Genomic DNA, 17,549 nt, shown 5'->3' on the forward strand with positions numbered 1-17,549 from the left:
GATCAGCGCATATGCAGAAGCAGACGGTATTGATTACGGGAGCGAACAAAGGCATCGGGTACGAAACGGCCCGGCAGCTCGGCGGGCAGGGGTATTTCGTATTTCTGGGCGCACGCGACGAACGCAGAGGGCAGGAAGCGGTAGACAAACTGCGCGCAGAAGGCATCGAAGCCGAATACGTCCGGATCGACGCGGCCGATCCGGCAACGATCGGGGCGGCGGCGCAGCAGATCGGCGCGCGGACGCCTTCGCTCGACGTGCTGGTCAACAACGCGGGCATCGGCGCCGGCGGCAACGTGCCGAGCGAGCAGACGATGGACGAGATTCGCAGCGTGTACGAAGTGAACGTGTTCGGACCGATCCAGCTTATTCAAGCGATGCTGCCCCTGCTCAGGCAGGCGCCGCTCGGCCGGATCGTGAACGTGTCGAGCGGCCTCGGTTCCCTGACGTTCAACAGCGATCCGACCCACGAACATTACGGAGCGAATTCGCTGGACTACAACAGTTCCAAGACGGCGCTGAACGCCGTCACCGTCCTGTTCGCCAAGGAATTCGCGGGAACTTCGCTCAAGATCAACGCGGTAGACCCCGGGTATACGGCGACCGACATGAACAACAACAGCGGTCCCCGGACCGTCGCACATTCCGCCGGCACGGTGGCGCGGCTGGCGCTGATCGGCGAAGACGGCCCGTCCGGCGGATTCTTCGACGAGAACGGCGAGATTCCCTGGTAAAACCTCGGGGTAACGAACCCTCATAGCGCTATTTGCCGATTTTCCGCTTTTTGCGCCATCTAACGAATCGTGCCGGCGTTATGGGGTGTTTTGCGGCCTTTTTTGGGCCGTTTGTGAGCCTATAGCGTGATCCCGATTCGTTAGATTGGAACAAAGCGGGTTATTGGGCAAATAGCGTGTTCAGGATTCGTTGGAGCGATCGGACGAAGGATTGAAGGATACGAAGAATGATACGGAAAATGATGGAACGATGCGAAGACTGACCGAAGGATGCAAAGAAGGATCGAATCATGCGAAGAAAGATCGACCGATGCGAAAAAGGGATCGAACCGCCCCTTTTTTCACAGAATGACGTCCCGGCGGCATGCGCCGGGGCGTTTTTTGGTCTGTTCAGCGGCCGGCGTGTACGGCGGCAGGCGGGGAAAAAGGGCGCGGAAGGGTATACTAGTAACAACGGGTTCACCGTAACAAATTGTGCATTGTGCCGTATGGAAATGAGGAATACGCATGAATACCTTGAAAATGCCCGCCAAAAGCCTATGGCCGCGGCTGACGGCTGCCCTGCTGATCTCGCTTGCGGGCGCGCTGCTGTTCGAGCGGCTTCGCCTGCCGGTCCCGTGGCTGCTCGGTCCGATGTTCGCGGCGCTGATCGGCTCGAACCTGCTCAAGACGCGCTACGCGTGGCCGTCGCCGATCCGCAACGGCGCGCTGATCGTGATCGGCTATACGATCGGCCTTGCGCTGACCGGGGAAGCGCTGCGCGCGATGGGCTCGCAGGTGCCGTACATGATCCTGATGACGTTCCTGCTTCTGCTGCTGTGCGCCGGCATCGCCTACGTCATCGGCCGGCTGTCCGGCACCGACTTCAAGACGTCGCTGCTCGGCAGCGTCCCCGGCGGGCTGTCGCAGATCGTCGTGCTGGCGGAAGAGACCAAAGGCGTCGACCTGACGCTCGTCACCGTCAACCAGGTCGTGCGGCTGCTGCTGATCGTCGTCAGCATTCCGCTGCTGATCTACAGCCCGCTGTTCGGCGAACAGGCCGGCGATGCCGCGCAGGCCGCCGTTCGGGCGGACGCTCCGTGGAGCGCCCTGTTCCCGAACGCGCTGGCGTACGCTCCGCTCTGCGTGCTCCTCGCGCTGCTCGGCCAAAAGGTCCGGTTCCCGACCGCCTTCCTGCTCTGCCCGGCGTTCGGGACGGCGCTGCTCCAGGCGACCGGCTTCGAGGCGCCGGAACTGCCGCATGCCCTGACGGCCGCCGCGCAGCTGGCGCTCGGCACTTACGTGGGCACGCTGCTGAAGCCCGCGCAGATCCGCCATAAAGTGCGGACGCTGGCGCTCTGCCTGCTCAGCGGGCTGCTGCTGATCGCCGGTTCGTTCGGCCTGACCGTGCTGCTGACAAAGCTGCAGCCGGTCACGCCGGCGACCGCGCTCCTCAGCCTGGCGCCGGGCGGCATGGACCAGATGGGCGTCATCGCCCATTCGATCGGCGCGGAACTGTCGACCGTGACCGGGTACCAGCTGTTCCGGACGTTCTTCATCTTCTTCGCCGTTCCGCCGCTGCTGCGGATGCTGTTCCGGTATACGGACCGCAGAAGCGGAGCGGACGGCGTTGACGAACCGTCTGCGCCGGCCGAACTTCCGCCGGAACCGGAAACGGCCCGCCGCGCAAGGCAGGAGTTCGACGATTGAACGACCAAAAGCACCTTCGGATTCCGAAGGTGCTTTTGGTTGTCGAATCGGGCTGCGGATCGCCGATTAAGCGGCGCCCGCTGCTCTCCGCCGGCTTCAGGCGGGGTTCGTCCGCGAACGAAGTTCTTTTTCCGCCGCCGAGCGCTTGTTGCCCCGGTAGATCAGGTACAGAGCCAGGACCATGAAGACCAGCGCCAGTATTCTTTTGCCGTCGAGATGAATCTCCAGACTGTTGAACCAGCCGAAATGGTCGATCAGCATGCCCGCGAGCAGCTGACCGGCGATGCCGGCAATGTTGGCCGCGATGACGCCGATCTTCGGCACGGCCATGACGGTCAGCAGCAGATAGAGCGTGCCCAGAAAAGCGGCGCTCAACTGCCATTTCGGCGCGTTCAGCAGGGCGAGCAGATGTCCCTGTCCGAAGAACAGGATGAAGATCGCGAGAAACAGCGTGCCGGTAATGAACGTAAGCAAAGTCGTCTCCAGGGTGCCCGCCTTGCGGCTGAGCGCCCCGTTGATCGAAGACTGCGCGCTCAGCGTAATGCCGCCGAGCAGCGTGAACAAAATCATAAATATTCCCATAGGTGGATCCTCCCGGAATTCGTGTCGGTCGACGTTCTTATTGAATGAGCAGCAGCGAGACGGTCATGGCGAGCACGGCGAAGATTTTCTCCTTGTTGACGCGCGTCGGTTCGCTGCCGAGCCAGCCGTAATGTTCGATGACCATGCTCATGATGAGCTGGCCGATAATGACCGCGACCATCGTGACGCCGACGCCGACGAACGGGACGCTGACGACGATCGAAGTGAGGTAGACGACGCCGAGCAGACCGCCGAGCAGCGACCATTTGGGCGCGCGGCGCACATGGGTAATATCGCCTTTTCCGAAAAAGAGCCACAGCAGGCCGACGATGATCGTGCCCATCGCAAAGTTGTAAAAGCTCGTTTCGACCTGTCCGATCGATTTGCCGAGTTCGGCGTAGATCGCCCCTTCGAAGCTGAGGGCCGCGCCGGCGAGAAGAGCCAGCAGATAGTAAATGGGGCGCATAATAGTTCTCCTTTTTCCAATAATTAAATATCTAGAAAATTCGATATGTGAGGTCCGAAAAAAGAACGGACTCTTCGCGGCTCAGAGCTCCGTTCGGATATGTTCGGCCAACTCGCGGATCGCCGATTCGTTGCGCCGGTAATACGTCCACTGTCCGTACCGGAAAGACTCCAGCAGACCCGCTTTTTGCATCATGTTCAGATAGCTGGACACGGTGGACTGCGACAGGCCGGCTTTTTCCTGAATATCGCCGACGCAGACGCCGCCCGCAAAGTTCACGCCTTTGGGAATATGCGCGCCCTGCGCGGGGAAATGTTTCTCAGGCTCTTTCAGCCAACCGAGCATGCTCAACCGGGTCTCATTGGATAAAGCTTTGAAAATATCGATAGTTTTCATACCGGAAATTATATATCGAGATTTCGCGATAAGTCAAGTCGGACCTCCGCTTCGCTGCCACTCTTGTCGTTAGTCTCGCCGCCAGCCTCGCCGTCAGCCGTTGCGGACTCCGGCCTGCCGCGCGGACGGACGACCGGCCGGAGCCGCTTCGCGCAGCGCCGTTTTCCACGTGTCGTAGGCCCGCCACGCCGAACCGTCGTCGAGCAGCGGCTTGGCGGTATACACGCCTTCTTCGACCGAGCCGACCGCTCCGGCCAGATGTAGCCGCACCGCCGCGTTCAGCAGCGTCTGATTGTAATACGCCATATGGCCGCCGCCCTGCAGCACCGCTTCGAGCGTCTCGAATTGGCGGCGGGCCGTCCATTCGCCTTCTTCTTCGGGCATTTCCGTATCGAGCCCGTACGTCTCGGGATCGAGCAGATCCAGCTCGCACCGGCCGTCTTCTACCGTATGAATACGCGTCGGACGATGGATGAACACGTCTTCCGAGCCTTCGACGCCCTGGACGATCAGCGCTTTGCGGTAGCCGAGCCGGCTCACGAGCCGGGCCAGCCGGTCGATGACCGTATTATGGAACACGCTCAGCACGAGATACGGCGAGCAGGCGTAATCGACCAATTTCTCCGCCGTGTTCAGCAGCGTGCGCATACCGAGTTCCTGACGGATGCCGTGCAGCTGCCCGAGCGGCGGGCACCATTTGGCGGAGTCGGCGAACAGGACGCCGCTCCGGTCCGCGGCCGCAATCGCGTCCGCGCGGCTCAGCGCAAGCGGATCGACGCCCGCCGCGCCGAGAATGTCGTGCAGCACGACGCCGTATTTGGGCGGCAGCGGCGCGGAGCCGTGCAGCGTCACCGGCACGCCGGCGGCGGCCGTCACGAACGCGGTCGGCAGCGACGCCCAGAACGTTTTTTGCCGGCCGTCGTACGGCCCCGCGAAGTCGATGCCGGGCTTGCGGCATTCGCGGTAAGCCTGTGTACGGCAGACGGACACGAAAGCTTCCAGCTCTTCGACGCTTTCGAGCTTCAGCCGTTCGGCGATCAGGAAAGCGCCGGTCTGGGCCGGGGTCGACCGGCCGCCGAGGATCGCTTCCGCCGCTTCCAGCGATTCGCCGTAGTTCAGATCCCGCGCGCCGCGCTTGCCGCGGGCCACTTCTTTTAACAGATCGATCATCGCTGCGCCTCCTTAGGACGGTTCGTGGAGAAGTTGATAGACTTTGACGATGGAGGTGGCGACGTCCACCATTCGTTTGCGTTCGTTCATGGCCTGCTTGCGCAGCACGTCGTAGGCTTCGGATTCGGAAATGTTTTTGGTCTTGGACAGAATGCCTTTTGCCATATCGATCCATTTGCGTTCTTCGAGCCGGGCGAGCAGCTTCTCCCGCTCTTTGGCCCATTGGGCCCGCTCGTAGCATCGCCTGGCGCTGAAATGCAAAATCCAGTGCATTTCGGACGGCTGCATGGAAGGAGAGAGGATGCCGTCGATTCGCACGTCGTCTTCGCAGGCGGAGACGGACAGGTCGGCTGTTGCGGATGTGCACCACCAGAGGACAGGCACGGTCTTGCGGGACATTAACAGATCGGCCCAGCCGTTCATTTCCGTCAGGGGCAGCGCGAGCACGGCGGCATCCGTTGCGCCGACGCGGTCGAATGCTTCTTCGCGCGTGCCCGCCGATTCGATCAAATAGCCGCATCCGCCGAGCAGGCGGGCAGGCCCCGCTTCGTCCCTGCCGGAATCGGCGGCCGCGGAAGAATGGTGCACGATCAATAGGCTGTGCATGGACGACTCTCCTTATATTCAGAATCCTTTCCGTCAGGTCTAAGCTGCGTGTGTGACTTTATATAACATGAAAAATGGCGTTTTGTCGACAATTTTACTTAATCAATTTTTTAATGTCAAAGTTGTTGACATGTAAATCATCTTCCGGTATAGTCGGACTCAAGAAATGATACGGATACAACGATGTGTCCGATTGAAGCGGCAATGGCGCCTGCTCTCACCTGAACAAGCAACGGGAAACGTATGTTTTCCGAAGCGGGTGGAGCGGGCTGTTTGCGTTTTTCCGTCCGATACATCCGTCTCGCAAGCCTATCTCGTCCAATCCCGATTTCCCTCTCTGGAAGGAGCGATTCCATATGACAAACGAACGCAAAAAGCTGGTGCTGGTCGGCAACGGAATGGCAGGCGTCCGCACGATCGAACATCTGCTCAAATTGGCGCCGGACTTATACGACATTACCATATTCGGTGCGGAGCCGCATCCGAACTATAACCGCATCATGCTCTCTTCGGTACTGGCCGGCGGCGCAAGCCTGGAAGAGATCGTCATCAACGACCTCGACTGGTACCGGGAGAACGGCATTACGCTCCATATGGGACAGGCGATCTCGCGGATCGACGGCGAACGCCGCCGGGTGTACGCCGAAGGCGGCATCGAAGCGGACTACGACGAACTTATCTTGGCGACCGGCTCCAACGCGTTCATCCTGCCGGTTCCCGGCGCCGACAAGGAAGGCGTCATCGGCTTCCGCGACATCAAGGACTGCCAGGCGATGCAGGAAGCGTCCCGCAAGCACCGGAAGGCGGCCGTGATCGGCGGCGGCCTGCTCGGCCTCGAAGCGGCGCGCGGCCTGCTGAACCTCGGCATGGATGTGACCGTCATCCATATCAACGAATACCTGATGGAACGCCAGCTCGACCGTCCCGCTTCGATCATGCTCCAGCAGGAGCTTGAAGCGCAGGGCATGAAGTTCCTGCTCAAGAAGCAGACGGAGTCGGTGCTCGGCAAGCAGCGGGCGAAGGGACTGCTGTTCAAGGACGGAAGCATGCTCGAAGCGGACCTCGTCGTCATGGCGGTCGGCATACGCCCGAACGTGTCTTTGGCGCAGCGCAGCGGCCTTGCCGTAGAGCGCGGCATCGTCGTCGACGACCATATGCGCACCAATCTGCCGGGCGTGTACGCCGTCGGCGAATGCGCGCAGCACCGGGGCATCGCCTACGGACTCGTCGCGCCGCTGTACGAACAGGGCGCGGTGCTGGCCAAGAACCTGGCCGGCGTGCCGGTCGAAGGCTACGCCGGATCGGTCACTTCGACGAAGCTCAAAGTGTCGGGCGTCGACGTCTTCTCCGGAGGCATCTTCACCGAGCCGGAAGGCGCTCGGGCGCTCCGGTACCAGGACGAGATCGAAGGCGTGTACAAAAAGCTCGTCATTCTCGACAACCGGCTGATCGGCGCCGTCTTGTTCGGCGAGACGGGCGAAGGCGCCGCGCTGTTCTCGCTCATCAAGAGCGGAGAGAGCATCGCCGGACGGGAAAAGGAACTGCTGCTCGGCCTGCCCGCGGATGCGCTTGCTGCCGGAGGCGGTGCGGCGGCGCGGCTCGAAGCCATGCCGACCGACGAGATCGTCTGCGGCTGCAACGGCGTCTCCAAAGGCGATATCGTCGCCGCGATCGACGGAGGCTGCAACAGCCTCGGCCAGATCAAAGGCTGCACCAAAGCGTCCGCTTCCTGCGGCGGCTGCAAGCCGCTCGTGGAAGGACTGCTTCAATTATACGCCGGCGACGCCGCGGTGACGGTGAAGGAAGGCATCTGCGGCTGCACGACGCACAGCCGCGACGAGATCGTGGCCGAGATCAAGCGCATGGGCCTCAAGACGGTCAAGGAAGTCATGAACGTGCTGGAATGGAACAACGACGAAGGCTGCTCCAAGTGCCGGCCGTCGCTCAATTATTATCTGGGCATGCTGTGGCCGACGGAATACAAGGACGAGAAGGAATCCCGCTTCGCCAACGAACGGTATCACGCCAATATTCAAAAAGACGGCACGTATTCGGTCATCCCGCGCATCTACGGCGGCGTCACGTCGCCGACCGAGCTGAAGCGGATCGCCGAAGTCGCGGAGAAGTTCGACGTGCCGCTCGTCAAGTTCACGGGCGGACAGCGCCTCGATCTGCTCGGCGTGAAGAAGGAAGACCTGCCGGGCGTCTGGGAAGCGCTGGACATGCCTTCGGGCCACGGCTACGGCAAGGCGCTGCGCACCGTCAAGACGTGCGTCGGCTCGACCTTCTGCCGCTTCGGCACGCAGGACGCGATGGGTATGGGCGTCCGGCTCGAGAAAGCGTTCGAGCGTATGAACGCACCGGCCAAAGTGAAGCTCGCCGTCTCCGGCTGCCCGCGCAACTGCGCGGAAGCGACGGTCAAAGACTTCGGCGTCGTGGCGGTCGACGGCGGCTGGGAGCTGCATGTCGGCGGCAATGCCGGCATCCACGTCCGGGCGACCGACCTGCTCGGCTTCGTGAAAACGGACGACGAGGTCGAAGAGTGGGCGAGCGCGTTCCTTCAATATTATCGGGAAAACGCGACGTGGAACGAGCGCACCGCGCCGTGGGTAGAGCGCGTCGGCCTGGAGCACGTCAAGCAGGTGCTGAGCGACGAAGGCGAGCGCAAAGCGCTGCATGCCCGACTGCGCGAAACGCTGGACCGGACGGTCGATCCGTGGAAACAGATCGTCAGCGAGCCGGAACTGCGCAAAAATTTCGAGCGTCTCCCGGTAGCCGCGGCCATTTCGGCGCAGGGCGAAGGAAGTACGCAAGGGAAATCGGACAGCCGGAACGCATCGGACAAGGAGGAATCGGCATGAGCCACGCAGCGGAACAAGTACGGGTAGGCCGATTGAGCGACATCGATCCGCAGGGATCGCGCCGCCTGAATATCAACGGACTGGAGATCGCGCTGTTCCGGCTCTCGGACGGCGAAGTGCTGGCGGTGGAGAACCGCTGCCCGCACAAAGGCGGGGTGCTGTCGGAAGGCATGGTCTGCGGGCCGGTCGTCCATTGTCCGCTGCACGACTGGCGCATCGACCTGCGCAGCGGCGAAGCGCTCGATCCCGACAAAGGCTGCGTCACGACGTTCCGGACCGAAGTCGAAGCCGACGGCACGATTCTGCTCACCCTGAACGGAGAGACCGAAGACGAAGGACGAGACAGCCATATCGCGTAAATCCGGTTTTTTCGCAGCCGAATCTGTTCACAATCTAGCCTTTTCATAGCCGAAAGCGAGGGATACCGATGGATTACGTCAAACCGGCCGAAGTGCGGCAAACGATGATCGACACAGGCAAGGCCAAAGCGGAATTGACGACGTCGCAGCTGTTGATTCGAAGCGGATTGGCGGGGGCGATTCTGGCCTGCGCGACGACGCTTGCCATGACGGCATCGGCGCAGACGGGCATACCGATGGTCGGCGCGCTGCTGTTTCCCGTCGGCTTCGTCATCATCGTCTTATTGGGACTGGAGCTGGTCACCGGCAGTTTTGCCCTGATCCCGCTGGCCGTGCTGGAGAGAAAAACGACGGTCAAAGCGATGCTCAAAAATTACGGCTGGGTCATCATCGGCCATCTGATCGGCTGCGGCCTGTACGCGCTCGCCTACGTGTTCGTGGCCACGAAAGCGGGAAGCGACTTGTCCAACCCGCTGATCGCGACGATCGTCGGCGCCAGCGAAGCCAAGACGACCGCCTATCAAGCGCTCGGCGCAGGCGGCATGCTGCTCGTCTTCGTCAAAGCGATCCTCTGCAACTGGATGGTGACGCTCGGCGCGGTCATGGCGATGACGTCCAAATCGACAGGTGGCAAAATAGCGGCGATGTGGCTGCCGATCCTCATCTTCTTCGGACAGGGCTTCGAGCACACCGTCGTCAATATGTTCGTGATTCCGGCGGGCATGCTGCTCGGCGCGAACGTAAGCGGCATGGAATGGCTCGTCTGGAACGGCATTCCCGTGCTGCTCGGCAACTTCGTCGGCGGTGCGCTGCTGACCGGACTGCTGCTCTATTGGGGGCAAAAATCGGGCGGAACCGGCAGCCCGGCGGCGGAACCGGAGCAATCCCCGTCTGCGGGCAGCCTGACACACGCAGCGTCCGCGGCGCCGGGTACGCCGATCTCCGCGGCCGCCGCAGTCCGCCCTGCCTTACCGGCCGCGGCGGGCACATTCGTCTACGCCGAACCGCTCCGCGCCGCCTCGCTGGAGGACAGACGATGAGCCGGGGGCTGATTTCGATCGTCGGGGCGGGACCCGGCGATCCGGAGCTGATTACCGTCAAAGCGCTGCGCCGCCTGGAACGGGCCGACGTCGTGCTGTACGACCGCCTCGTCAGCGACGAGCTGCTGGATTACTGCCCGCCCGGCACGCTCAAGATCTACTGCGGCAAAGCGCCCGGCCGCCACGCGCTGACGCAGGAAGAGATCGACCGCCTGATCGTCGATTACGCCAAAGTCGGGCACCGCGTCGTCCGGCTCAAAGGCGGCGATCCGTTCGTGTTCGGCCGGGGCGGCGAAGAAGCGCTGGCCGCGGCGAGAGCGGGCATCGAGTTCGAAGTCGTGCCGGGCGTCACTTCCGCCGCCGGCGCGTCGGCTTCGGCCGGCATCCCGCTGACGCATCGCGGCACGGCCGCCTCGTTCGCCGTCGTGACCGGCAGCCGCTGCGGCGAAGCGGATACGCCGATCCGCTGGGACCTGCTCGCCTGCGGCGCCGATACGCTGGCGATCTACATGGGCGTCTCGAAGCTGAACGAGATCAGCGGCGAGCTGATCCGCCACGGGCGCGGGCCGGACACGCCGGCCGCGCTGATCGAGAACGCGACGACCTCGTCGGAGCGGGTCGTGACCGGCACGCTCGGCAGTATCGCCCGGTTGGCCGCGGCGATGAAAGTCAGCAATCCGGCGATGCTGATCGTGGGCGACACGGTCGGCGTGCGGGATCTGCTGTATCCGGCGGAACTTGGCCGGCAGCGGATCGTATAAGAAGGCGAAGTATGGCGGGGACCCGGCTGCGGCGGGGTCCTTTTTGCCGTATTTTGCGGCGCACGGTAACAAACACTTGTTCGTATCCGCTTTTTCTTTTATAGTAGAGAAAAGACAGAGTAGGACAAACAACCGTGCGTTTACGGACAAAAGGAGACGATAAGATGAACGAGGCGCTGCAAATCCGCGATCACCTGCTGGATGAATTGGAGACGGGAGTCCGCACCGGCGAAGCCCTGATCCGCCTGATCCGCCCCGAAGACTGGAGCTACCGCCCGCAAGACAATATGCGTTCGCTGTCCGAACTGGTGCGCCATCTGGCGCTCGTGCCGCGCAGCGATCTGGCGATCATGCGCGAAGCCGGAGCCGAAGAAGTGGGCGCCGTCGAAGAGAGCCTGAACGACGAGTTCGATCCCGAACTTCTGGCCTCCGCCCTGCGCGACAGCTTCGAGCAGTACAAAGCGTATCTGCTGTCGCTCGATCTGCACGAGTGGATGACCCGCTCGACCAAAGCGTTCTACGCCGATCAGGGGCATACGCAGATCCAGTGGCAGATCGAGACGCTGACCCATCTGTTCCACCACCGCTCGCAGCTCTACAATTACTTGAAGCAGCGCGGTCACGAGCTGCATTTTTCGATGCTGTACATGTAAGCGGCGGCTTGGCCGGCAGCATGGCCTGGCAAAAAGGCTTCGCCCTTGGGGGCGGAGCCTTTTGGGTGTGTTAATATACGGTCAAAAATGTAACTTCTGCGGTCTCATCGACTACAGATAAAAGGACATGGTCAAAAAAAGCCGAAAAGTATTGAAGCGCTTTTTCCCGGTGAAGGTTTTCGTGATAACTCCAATTGTGAGGGACGAGTACAATTTGATGATCCTGACTCAAAAAGCATTCTTTTAAGAAAGCGAGCACTTGATCAAACTCCGGATTGGGATACGGCTCTATATGCTTTTTAGCGACTCGTAAATGAGATCTATGCAAAAACTCGGAGTCTGCTCGTTGAACTGCAATCATGCCCGGTTTGGAAAAAAGGAGCGATCTCCTCTATGATTCTCTTCATGACTTTTGGATCGGGTACAGGAAGAGAAAGCCGGGACTTGGAGAACTTTGAACCAACATCATCGTTCAAGCCCCGGCCGTTGACGCAAAAAAGAATCAGACACATGGAGCCTCGTTGAGAGGCCCATGGTCTGATTCTTTTATTCTGCGGAAATAAACGGCCGTATTAGAGACGGAAGGCTCGAAAAAGGGTACGGCAAAAAGCGCGTCCGAAAGACGCGCTTTTGAAAAAGTTCGTTCGGGCAGCAATCGGACGGAGGCGGACGGCTGTCGATGTTAAGAGCCTCCGCCGCTCCGAAGGTTACGCCATAGCCGAATCAGGCTGCGCGTTTACGCTTTGTCGCCCGACAGGCCGAAGCTGGAGCGGTACAGGGTCTCGGCCGCCCATTGGCCGTCTTTCCACTTCTGGTTGCTCGTGGAACGCGCGGAAGCTGCGGTGCCCGGCTGCGGGCGTCCGCCCGTGCGGGGGCGCTTGCCGTCCGCGCCTGCGCGAGGGCCGCTGTGCGGCTTGCTCGCCGGGCGGCTGCGGTTCGCTTCGCCGCCGGCTTGCGCAGCGCCGGCAGGCTTGCCGTTCGCGCGGACCGGCTGGCCGGAGCCGGCCGGGCGGCTTTTCGGCGCGCTTGGCTGCGCGTCGGCCTTGGCCGCAGGCTTGGCGGCAGCCGGCTGGCCGCCGTTTTTGGCCGGCGCTTTAGCCGCCGGCTGCTTCGCGGAAGGGCGGGCCGGGCTTTTGGCACCGGCCGGCTGCGAGCCGCCGCGGGCCGCGTTCTTGGCGCCGGCAGGCTGCGCGCCGCCTTTGGCGCGACCGCGTCCGCCGCCTTGTCCGCCCTGCGGGGCAGGCTCGTCGTCGGAAGCGGTGGCGCCTGTCATCGGATAAGGATGATCCTTGATTTCCGGAATGGTTTTGCCGATCAGCTTCTGGATGTCTTTGAGGTATGGCAGTTCTTCCGTTTCGCAGAACGAAATGGAGATGCCGTCCCGTCCGGCGCGGCCGGTACGGCCAATCCGGTGCACGTAAGTCTCCGGAATGTTCGGCAGGTTGAAGTTGATGACGTGCGACAGCTCGTCGATGTCGATGCCGCGGGCGGCGATGTCGGTCGCGACCAGCACGCGCGTCGCGCCGTTCTTGAAGTTGCTCAGCGCGGCCTGGCGGGCGTTCTGCGACTTGTCGCCGTGAATCGCCTGCGCCGAGATGCCGGAGCGGTCAAGCAGGCGCGCGACGCGGTTGGCGCCGTGTTTCGTGCGTGTGAACACGAGGGCGGACTCGATCGACGTGTCCTTCAGGATGTCGGTCAGCAGCTTCTGCTTGTTCGGCTTGTCGACCCGGTATAGGGCTTGGCGAATCCGGTCCACCGTCGAAGAGACCGGCGTAATTTCGACCTTGAGCGGATTGACGAGCAGCGAATTGACGAGATCGGCGATCTCGCGCGGCATCGTGGCCGAGAAGAACAACGTCTGCTTTTTGGCCGGAATTCTCGCGATGATCTTCTGCACGTCGCGGATAAAGCCCATGTCGAGCATCCGGTCGGCTTCGTCGAGCACGAGGATTTCGACCGAATCCAGGTTGACGTGCTTCTGGTTGATCAGGTCGAGCAGGCGGCCCGGGGTCGCGATGAGAATATCGGTGCCGCGCTGCAGTTCGCGCTCCTGCGGAGTCTGCGAGACGCCGCCGACGATAACCTGGCTGCGCAGCTCGGTATACAGGCTGTAAGCCCGGATATTGTCGTAGATCTGAATCGCCAGCTCGCGCGTCGGCGTCAGGATCAGCGAACGGATCGGACGTTTGTTGCCGGCAGGCGCTTTGGCCGACAGACGCTGGATGATCGGCAGCGAGAAAGCCGCCGTCTTGCCGGTACCGGTCTGGGCGCAGCCCAGCACGTCGCGTCCTTCCAGGGCGGCAGGAATCGCCTGCTGCTGGATCGGCGTCGGAGTGGTGTAGTTTTCTTTTTGCAGGGCTTTGAGAATGGAAGGAATCAGGTTCAAATCGTTAAATGTCATGATGGCTCCTTTTTATATGAGAAAAATCTATGGGATGCCGCTGGCTTGCAGCGGAGAATATCACAAAAAAATACGAAGTGATGCAACTTACAAGTCTAGCACAGAATGCTCCATATAAACAGTACGTTGACGCAAACACTTGCGAATCGCCTCTTTCTTTTTGCGCGGACCTACATTTCAACCAAATTTTCGACAAATTTCGGAATGCTGGATAATCTTTTGGACACCATTGTGAGGTATACTTGAGTCTACTGGCTTGGCTGCCGGCTTGACGGCCGCTTATGGCCGAACGGCTATCGTGCAAAGCGGGAATCGATCCGCCGCGTGCCGGAACATCAAAGGGGGAAACGGAAATTGTTTAAAACAGCTGCAACCGGTCGCGTCGACTCGCTGCTAGAGGCGAGCAGGGAACTAAGAAAATGGGCGGAGCAGGGCAGACTTGGCGACAAGTTGGAACCGGGGCAAGCTTCCGCGGAAGTGCTGGAAATTGCCGAAAATCTCAACGCCGTGCTGGATTTGTCGTCCGCCCGGGCCGCCGATTCCGAACTCCGGCTCAACCTCGTCTCCAAAGCGATCGAGGTCGGATTGTGGGACATGACGGTAGTAGCCGGAGATCCGGTCAATCCGAACAATACCTTTATCTGGAGCCCGGAATTCCGCCGGATGCTCGGCTACGCGAACGAGAGCGATTTCCCGAACATTTTGGACAGTTGGGCTTCCCGGCTGCACCCGGAAGAGCAGGAGTGGGTCGTCGCCGCGCTGGCGGATCACCTCGTCGACCGGACCGGCCGAACGCCTTACGACGTCCAGTACCGCCTGAAGCTCAAGAGCGGCGAATATAGATGGTTCCGCGCCACGGGCACGACGACGCGCGGCGAGAGCGGCGTGCCGCTGCGGATCGCCGGCGCTTTGTTCGATATTCACGAGAAGACGCTGCGCGAGAACGAGTTGAACAGCCTCGTCACCCGCTACGACCTGATCAACCGGGCGCTGACCGAAGCGCCCTGGGACATGACGGTCATCGCCGGCGATCCGGTGAACCCGAAGAACGAGATCTGGTTCTCCGAGCAGTTCCGCAAAATGCTCGGCTATGCAAGCGAGCAGGAGCTGCCCAACGTGCTCGACAGCTGGGCTTCGCGCCTGCACCCGGAAGATGCCGCCTCGGCCCGTCAGGGCCTGGCCGATTACCTGAACGATTACAGCGGCCGGTCGCAGCTCGACCAGCAGTACCGGCTGCGCCACAAGGACGGGCAGTACCGGTGGTACCGCGCGAACGGAGCGACGATTCGCAGCGAATCGGGCGTCCCGCTGCGCCTTGCGGGCACGCTGCGCGAAGTGACGTTCGAGCGCAATCAGGAGATGTTGATCGACCGCGTCAGCGAGAAGCTGGACCTGCTGTCCCGTTCGATCGGGGAAGTGGTCGCAAGCGTCGATTCGATCTCCGAAGGCGCCCAGGCGCTCGTCCAGATGCAGAACAAATCGACCAAAGCGGCCAACCGGGCGAAGAACAGCGCGGAAGAAACGCAGAACATTTCGAGCTTTATCAAGGAAGTGGCCGAACAGACCAACCTGCTCGGCCTGAACGCGGCGATCGAAGCGGCGCGGGCGGGCGAATTCGGCCGCGGCTTCTCGGTCGTCGCCGACGAAGTGCGCAAGCTTGCGGTCAACAGCGCCGAAGCGACCGGGAATATCGGCAGCAGCCTGAACGAGATGAAGGAGCAGATCGACCGCATCCTGAACAATATCGGGGCGATGGCCGAACTGACCGGCGCCCAGGCCGCGATGACGCAGCAGGTCAATGCCGCCGTGGTCGAGATTCGGGCGCAGGCCGGCGAATTGGTCGAGTTTGCCGAGTCTCTGCGCTAGAACGCGAAGCAGCGGCAGGGACTCCCAAATCCCTGCCGCGCTGGAAACTCCGGTGCCGACTCCGACAAGTGAAGCAGCGCCCCAAATCCGCCGAAATAATTTTTTTCGCGCGGCTTGGGGCGTTTTTTTTGGTCCCATTTTAGGTTATAGTTTAAGAAATACAGTTACTTACAGTCTGTACGCAAATCATTGATGGATTCATTCTTTTGCGCCGGCTGCTGCTGCATGCACATTGAGTTCGATCGGTCGGAGGTGACAGAATGGCAATCGGCAAACATAAATTTTTCGAAAATTTCGTCGAGGCCGCCGAACATGTCGTAAGCCTGCTCAGTTGGAGCCTTGCGGCCGAATCGGTCATGGTCGTATCGAACGAAGGACCCGTCAGCACCGTCGTCAAAGCGTTCAACAACAGAAGGGAACTGGTTCGCGAAGGACAGGAAATCCGATTCGACCCAGCCTATTTTGAGAAGTGGACCGACAACAACTGGAACCTCCCCCTCGTCATCCCCCAAACGTCCCGCCACCCTCTCACCCATAACCAATACGCGACGCGCACGTTCGGCGATTATTCGCTGATCGGATTTCCGATCTCGTATCCCGACGGCCGTAACTTCGGCGGATTGGCGGCGCTCGGCGTTCCGGGTGCTTTTTCCGAAAAAGATCTGGAACTGCTGACTTCGATGGCGCTGTTCCTGTCGTATATCGTCGAACTGGAGCGGAGAGTCGCCGTGGACGTGGAGCATTTGAACCGGCTCGCCGAAGACAAGAAGCGTATCGAGGAACTGGCCGAATCGTATCGGGGCGAAGCGCAGGCCGCGCGGCAGTCGACGCAGCAAAAAGCCGACTTTCTGGCGTTCATGACCCACGAGATCCGCAATTCGCTTAACGGCAGCATCGCGATGTCGGAGCTGATGGCGATGACCGAACTGACGCAGGAACAGCAGCATTTTCTCGAAATGATCCGCTCCAGCAACGATTTCCTGTCGACGCTGGCCAACAATATTTTGGACTACAGCAAGCTGGAAGCGGGCAAGCAGAGCGTCGAAGTGTCGCTGTTCGATCCCGCGTCGACGATCGAAGACGTCGCTTCGCTCATGGCGCCGAGGGCGATCGAGAAAAAGGTGGAGCTGATTCTCGACGTGGAAGACGGACTGCCGATGTTCGTGCAGGGCGACGCGGGCAAGCTGCGGCAGATCCTGCTCAATCTGCTGGGCAACGCCGTCAAGTTCACGCATGCCGGACAGATTCTCGTGACCGTCCGTCAGGCCGAAGCGTGCACGGACGGCGAAGTATGCCTCCGGATTTCCGTGCGGGATACGGGAATCGGCATGTCCGCGGACAAGCTGAACGGACTGTTCCAGACGTATCATCAGGTGCACGGCCCGGAGAGCGGCCGGCATTACGGCGGAACGGGCCTCGGCCTGGCCATTACGCGCAACCTGATCGAATTGATGGACGGACATATCGACGTGGTGAGCGAGCCGGGTCTCGGAACGGAATTCATCGTCGTGCTTTCTTTTATGCCGTACACCGATTTTGACCTGGGCTTGGCCGCTCCGCTTCGCCTGCAGGGGCTGCGCGTTCTGATCGTCGACGACAATCTGTCGGCGCTGGCGGTACTGGAGCGGCTGCTGGACGGCTGGCAGGCTTCGGCTTCGGGCGCGCGCTCCGCCGGCGAAGCGCTGGCGCTGCTGGAACGCGAATCGTTCGATCTCGTGCTGCTCGACATGCACTTTCCGGAACTGCTGGAGCGGATCGCCTCCCTGCCGGATGCTCCGCCGATCGCGCTGCTGGCGCCGCTCGGCACGGTGCCGGAGCTGCCGGATCTCGACAGCGTGCGCTTTACGGTGTTCAAGCCGCTGCGCCGGCTTCAGCTCTACAGCGCGCTTGCCGCGGTGAAGCCGCAGGGCTGAAGGTGGAACCTGAATCCGAACCCGGCAGCCCCAACCGCATAAAAAGCCGAAA

15 protein-coding genes are annotated in these 17,549 nt (G+C 61.3%); 9 read left to right on the forward strand and 6 right to left on the reverse strand.

What is annotated here, in order from left to right; all coding sequences use genetic code 11:
* Window positions 1–11: 11 nt before the first annotated feature.
* Both FFV09_RS12055 and FFV09_RS12060 read left to right on the forward strand, forming a co-directional pair.
* Window positions 12–734 carry an SDR family oxidoreductase gene (locus FFV09_RS12055; protein WP_141448053.1) on the forward strand — a complete coding sequence of 241 codons (723 nt, stop codon included), beginning with the start codon at window positions 12–14 and terminating at the stop codon, window positions 732–734.
* Window positions 735–1,241: 507 nt separating this feature from the next.
* Entirely contained in the window at window positions 1,242–2,423 is a 1,182-nt protein-coding gene (locus FFV09_RS12060) for an AbrB family transcriptional regulator (RefSeq protein ID WP_141448054.1), read from the forward strand.
* A 96-nt stretch (window positions 2,424–2,519) separates the two neighbouring features.
* On the opposite strand, the gene FFV09_RS12065 is transcribed toward FFV09_RS12060, so the two are convergent.
* The 5 genes from FFV09_RS12065 to FFV09_RS12085 all read right to left on the reverse strand — a co-directional run bounded on the left by FFV09_RS12065 (window position 2,520) and on the right by FFV09_RS12085 (window position 5,643).
* Window positions 2,520–3,005: a DMT family transporter gene (locus FFV09_RS12065; protein ID WP_141448055.1), complete on the reverse strand. Its 486-nt coding sequence runs from the start codon at window positions 3,003–3,005 to the stop codon at window positions 2,520–2,522.
* Window positions 3,006–3,042: 37 nt separating this feature from the next.
* Window positions 3,043–3,471 carry a DMT family transporter gene (locus FFV09_RS12070; protein WP_141448056.1) on the reverse strand — a complete coding sequence of 143 codons (429 nt, stop codon included), beginning with the start codon at window positions 3,469–3,471 and terminating at the stop codon, window positions 3,043–3,045.
* Window positions 3,472–3,552: 81 nt separating this feature from the next.
* A complete protein-coding gene (locus tag FFV09_RS12075; RefSeq protein WP_141448057.1) occupies window positions 3,553–3,867 on the reverse strand; it encodes an ArsR/SmtB family transcription factor in 315 nt (104 codons plus the stop codon).
* Window positions 3,868–3,960: 93 nt separating this feature from the next.
* Window positions 3,961–5,037, reverse strand: a complete 1,077-nt coding sequence (locus tag FFV09_RS12080; RefSeq protein WP_141448058.1) for an anthranilate phosphoribosyltransferase — start codon at window positions 5,035–5,037, stop codon at window positions 3,961–3,963.
* 12 nt (window positions 5,038–5,049) lie between these two features.
* Complete coding sequence (locus FFV09_RS12085; RefSeq protein ID WP_141448059.1) at window positions 5,050–5,643, reverse strand: ANTAR domain-containing response regulator; 594 nt, start codon at window positions 5,641–5,643, stop codon at window positions 5,050–5,052.
* Window positions 5,644–5,999: 356 nt separating this feature from the next.
* Here FFV09_RS12085 and nirB point away from each other — a divergent pair, with 356 nt between their 5' ends.
* The 5 genes from nirB (at window position 6,000) to FFV09_RS12110 (ending at window position 11,317) form a co-directional block, all read left to right on the forward strand.
* A complete protein-coding gene (gene nirB, locus FFV09_RS12090) occupies window positions 6,000–8,504 on the forward strand; it encodes a nitrite reductase large subunit NirB (RefSeq protein WP_141448060.1) in 2,505 nt (834 codons plus the stop codon).
* Window positions 8,501–8,863, forward strand: coding sequence for a nitrite reductase small subunit NirD (nirD, locus tag FFV09_RS12095; RefSeq protein WP_141448061.1), 363 nt, complete (start codon window positions 8,501–8,503; stop codon window positions 8,861–8,863). The genes nirB and nirD overlap by 4 nt, the downstream gene beginning before the upstream one ends.
* A gap of 68 nt (window positions 8,864–8,931) precedes the next feature.
* Entirely contained in the window at window positions 8,932–9,903 is a 972-nt protein-coding gene (locus FFV09_RS12100; RefSeq protein WP_141448062.1) for a formate/nitrite transporter family protein, read from the forward strand.
* Entirely contained in the window at window positions 9,900–10,664 is a 765-nt protein-coding gene (cobA, locus tag FFV09_RS12105) for a uroporphyrinogen-III C-methyltransferase (protein ID WP_141448063.1), read from the forward strand. Before FFV09_RS12100 ends, cobA begins: the two co-directional genes overlap by 4 nt.
* 164 nt (window positions 10,665–10,828) lie before the next feature.
* Entirely contained in the window at window positions 10,829–11,317 is a 489-nt protein-coding gene (locus FFV09_RS12110; RefSeq protein ID WP_141448064.1) for a DinB family protein, read from the forward strand.
* A gap of 736 nt (window positions 11,318–12,053) precedes the next feature.
* Here FFV09_RS12110 and FFV09_RS12115 read toward each other — a convergent pair.
* Window positions 12,054–13,718 (reverse strand): DEAD/DEAH box helicase, encoded by a 1,665-nt coding sequence (locus tag FFV09_RS12115; RefSeq protein ID WP_141448065.1) that lies wholly within the window; start codon window positions 13,716–13,718, stop codon window positions 12,054–12,056.
* Window positions 13,719–14,072: 354 nt separating this feature from the next.
* Between FFV09_RS12115 and FFV09_RS24350 the strand changes: the two genes are divergently transcribed.
* Window positions 14,073–15,584: a methyl-accepting chemotaxis protein gene (locus tag FFV09_RS24350; protein WP_141448066.1), complete on the forward strand. Its 1,512-nt coding sequence runs from the start codon at window positions 14,073–14,075 to the stop codon at window positions 15,582–15,584.
* A 260-nt stretch (window positions 15,585–15,844) separates the two neighbouring features.
* Entirely contained in the window at window positions 15,845–17,497 is a 1,653-nt protein-coding gene (locus FFV09_RS12125; RefSeq protein ID WP_141448067.1) for an ATP-binding response regulator, read from the forward strand.
* Window positions 17,498–17,549 lie beyond the last annotated feature (52 nt).

It is taken from the genome of Saccharibacillus brassicae (assembly GCF_006542275.1).
GTDB lineage: Bacteria > Bacillota > Bacilli > Paenibacillales > Paenibacillaceae > Saccharibacillus > Saccharibacillus brassicae.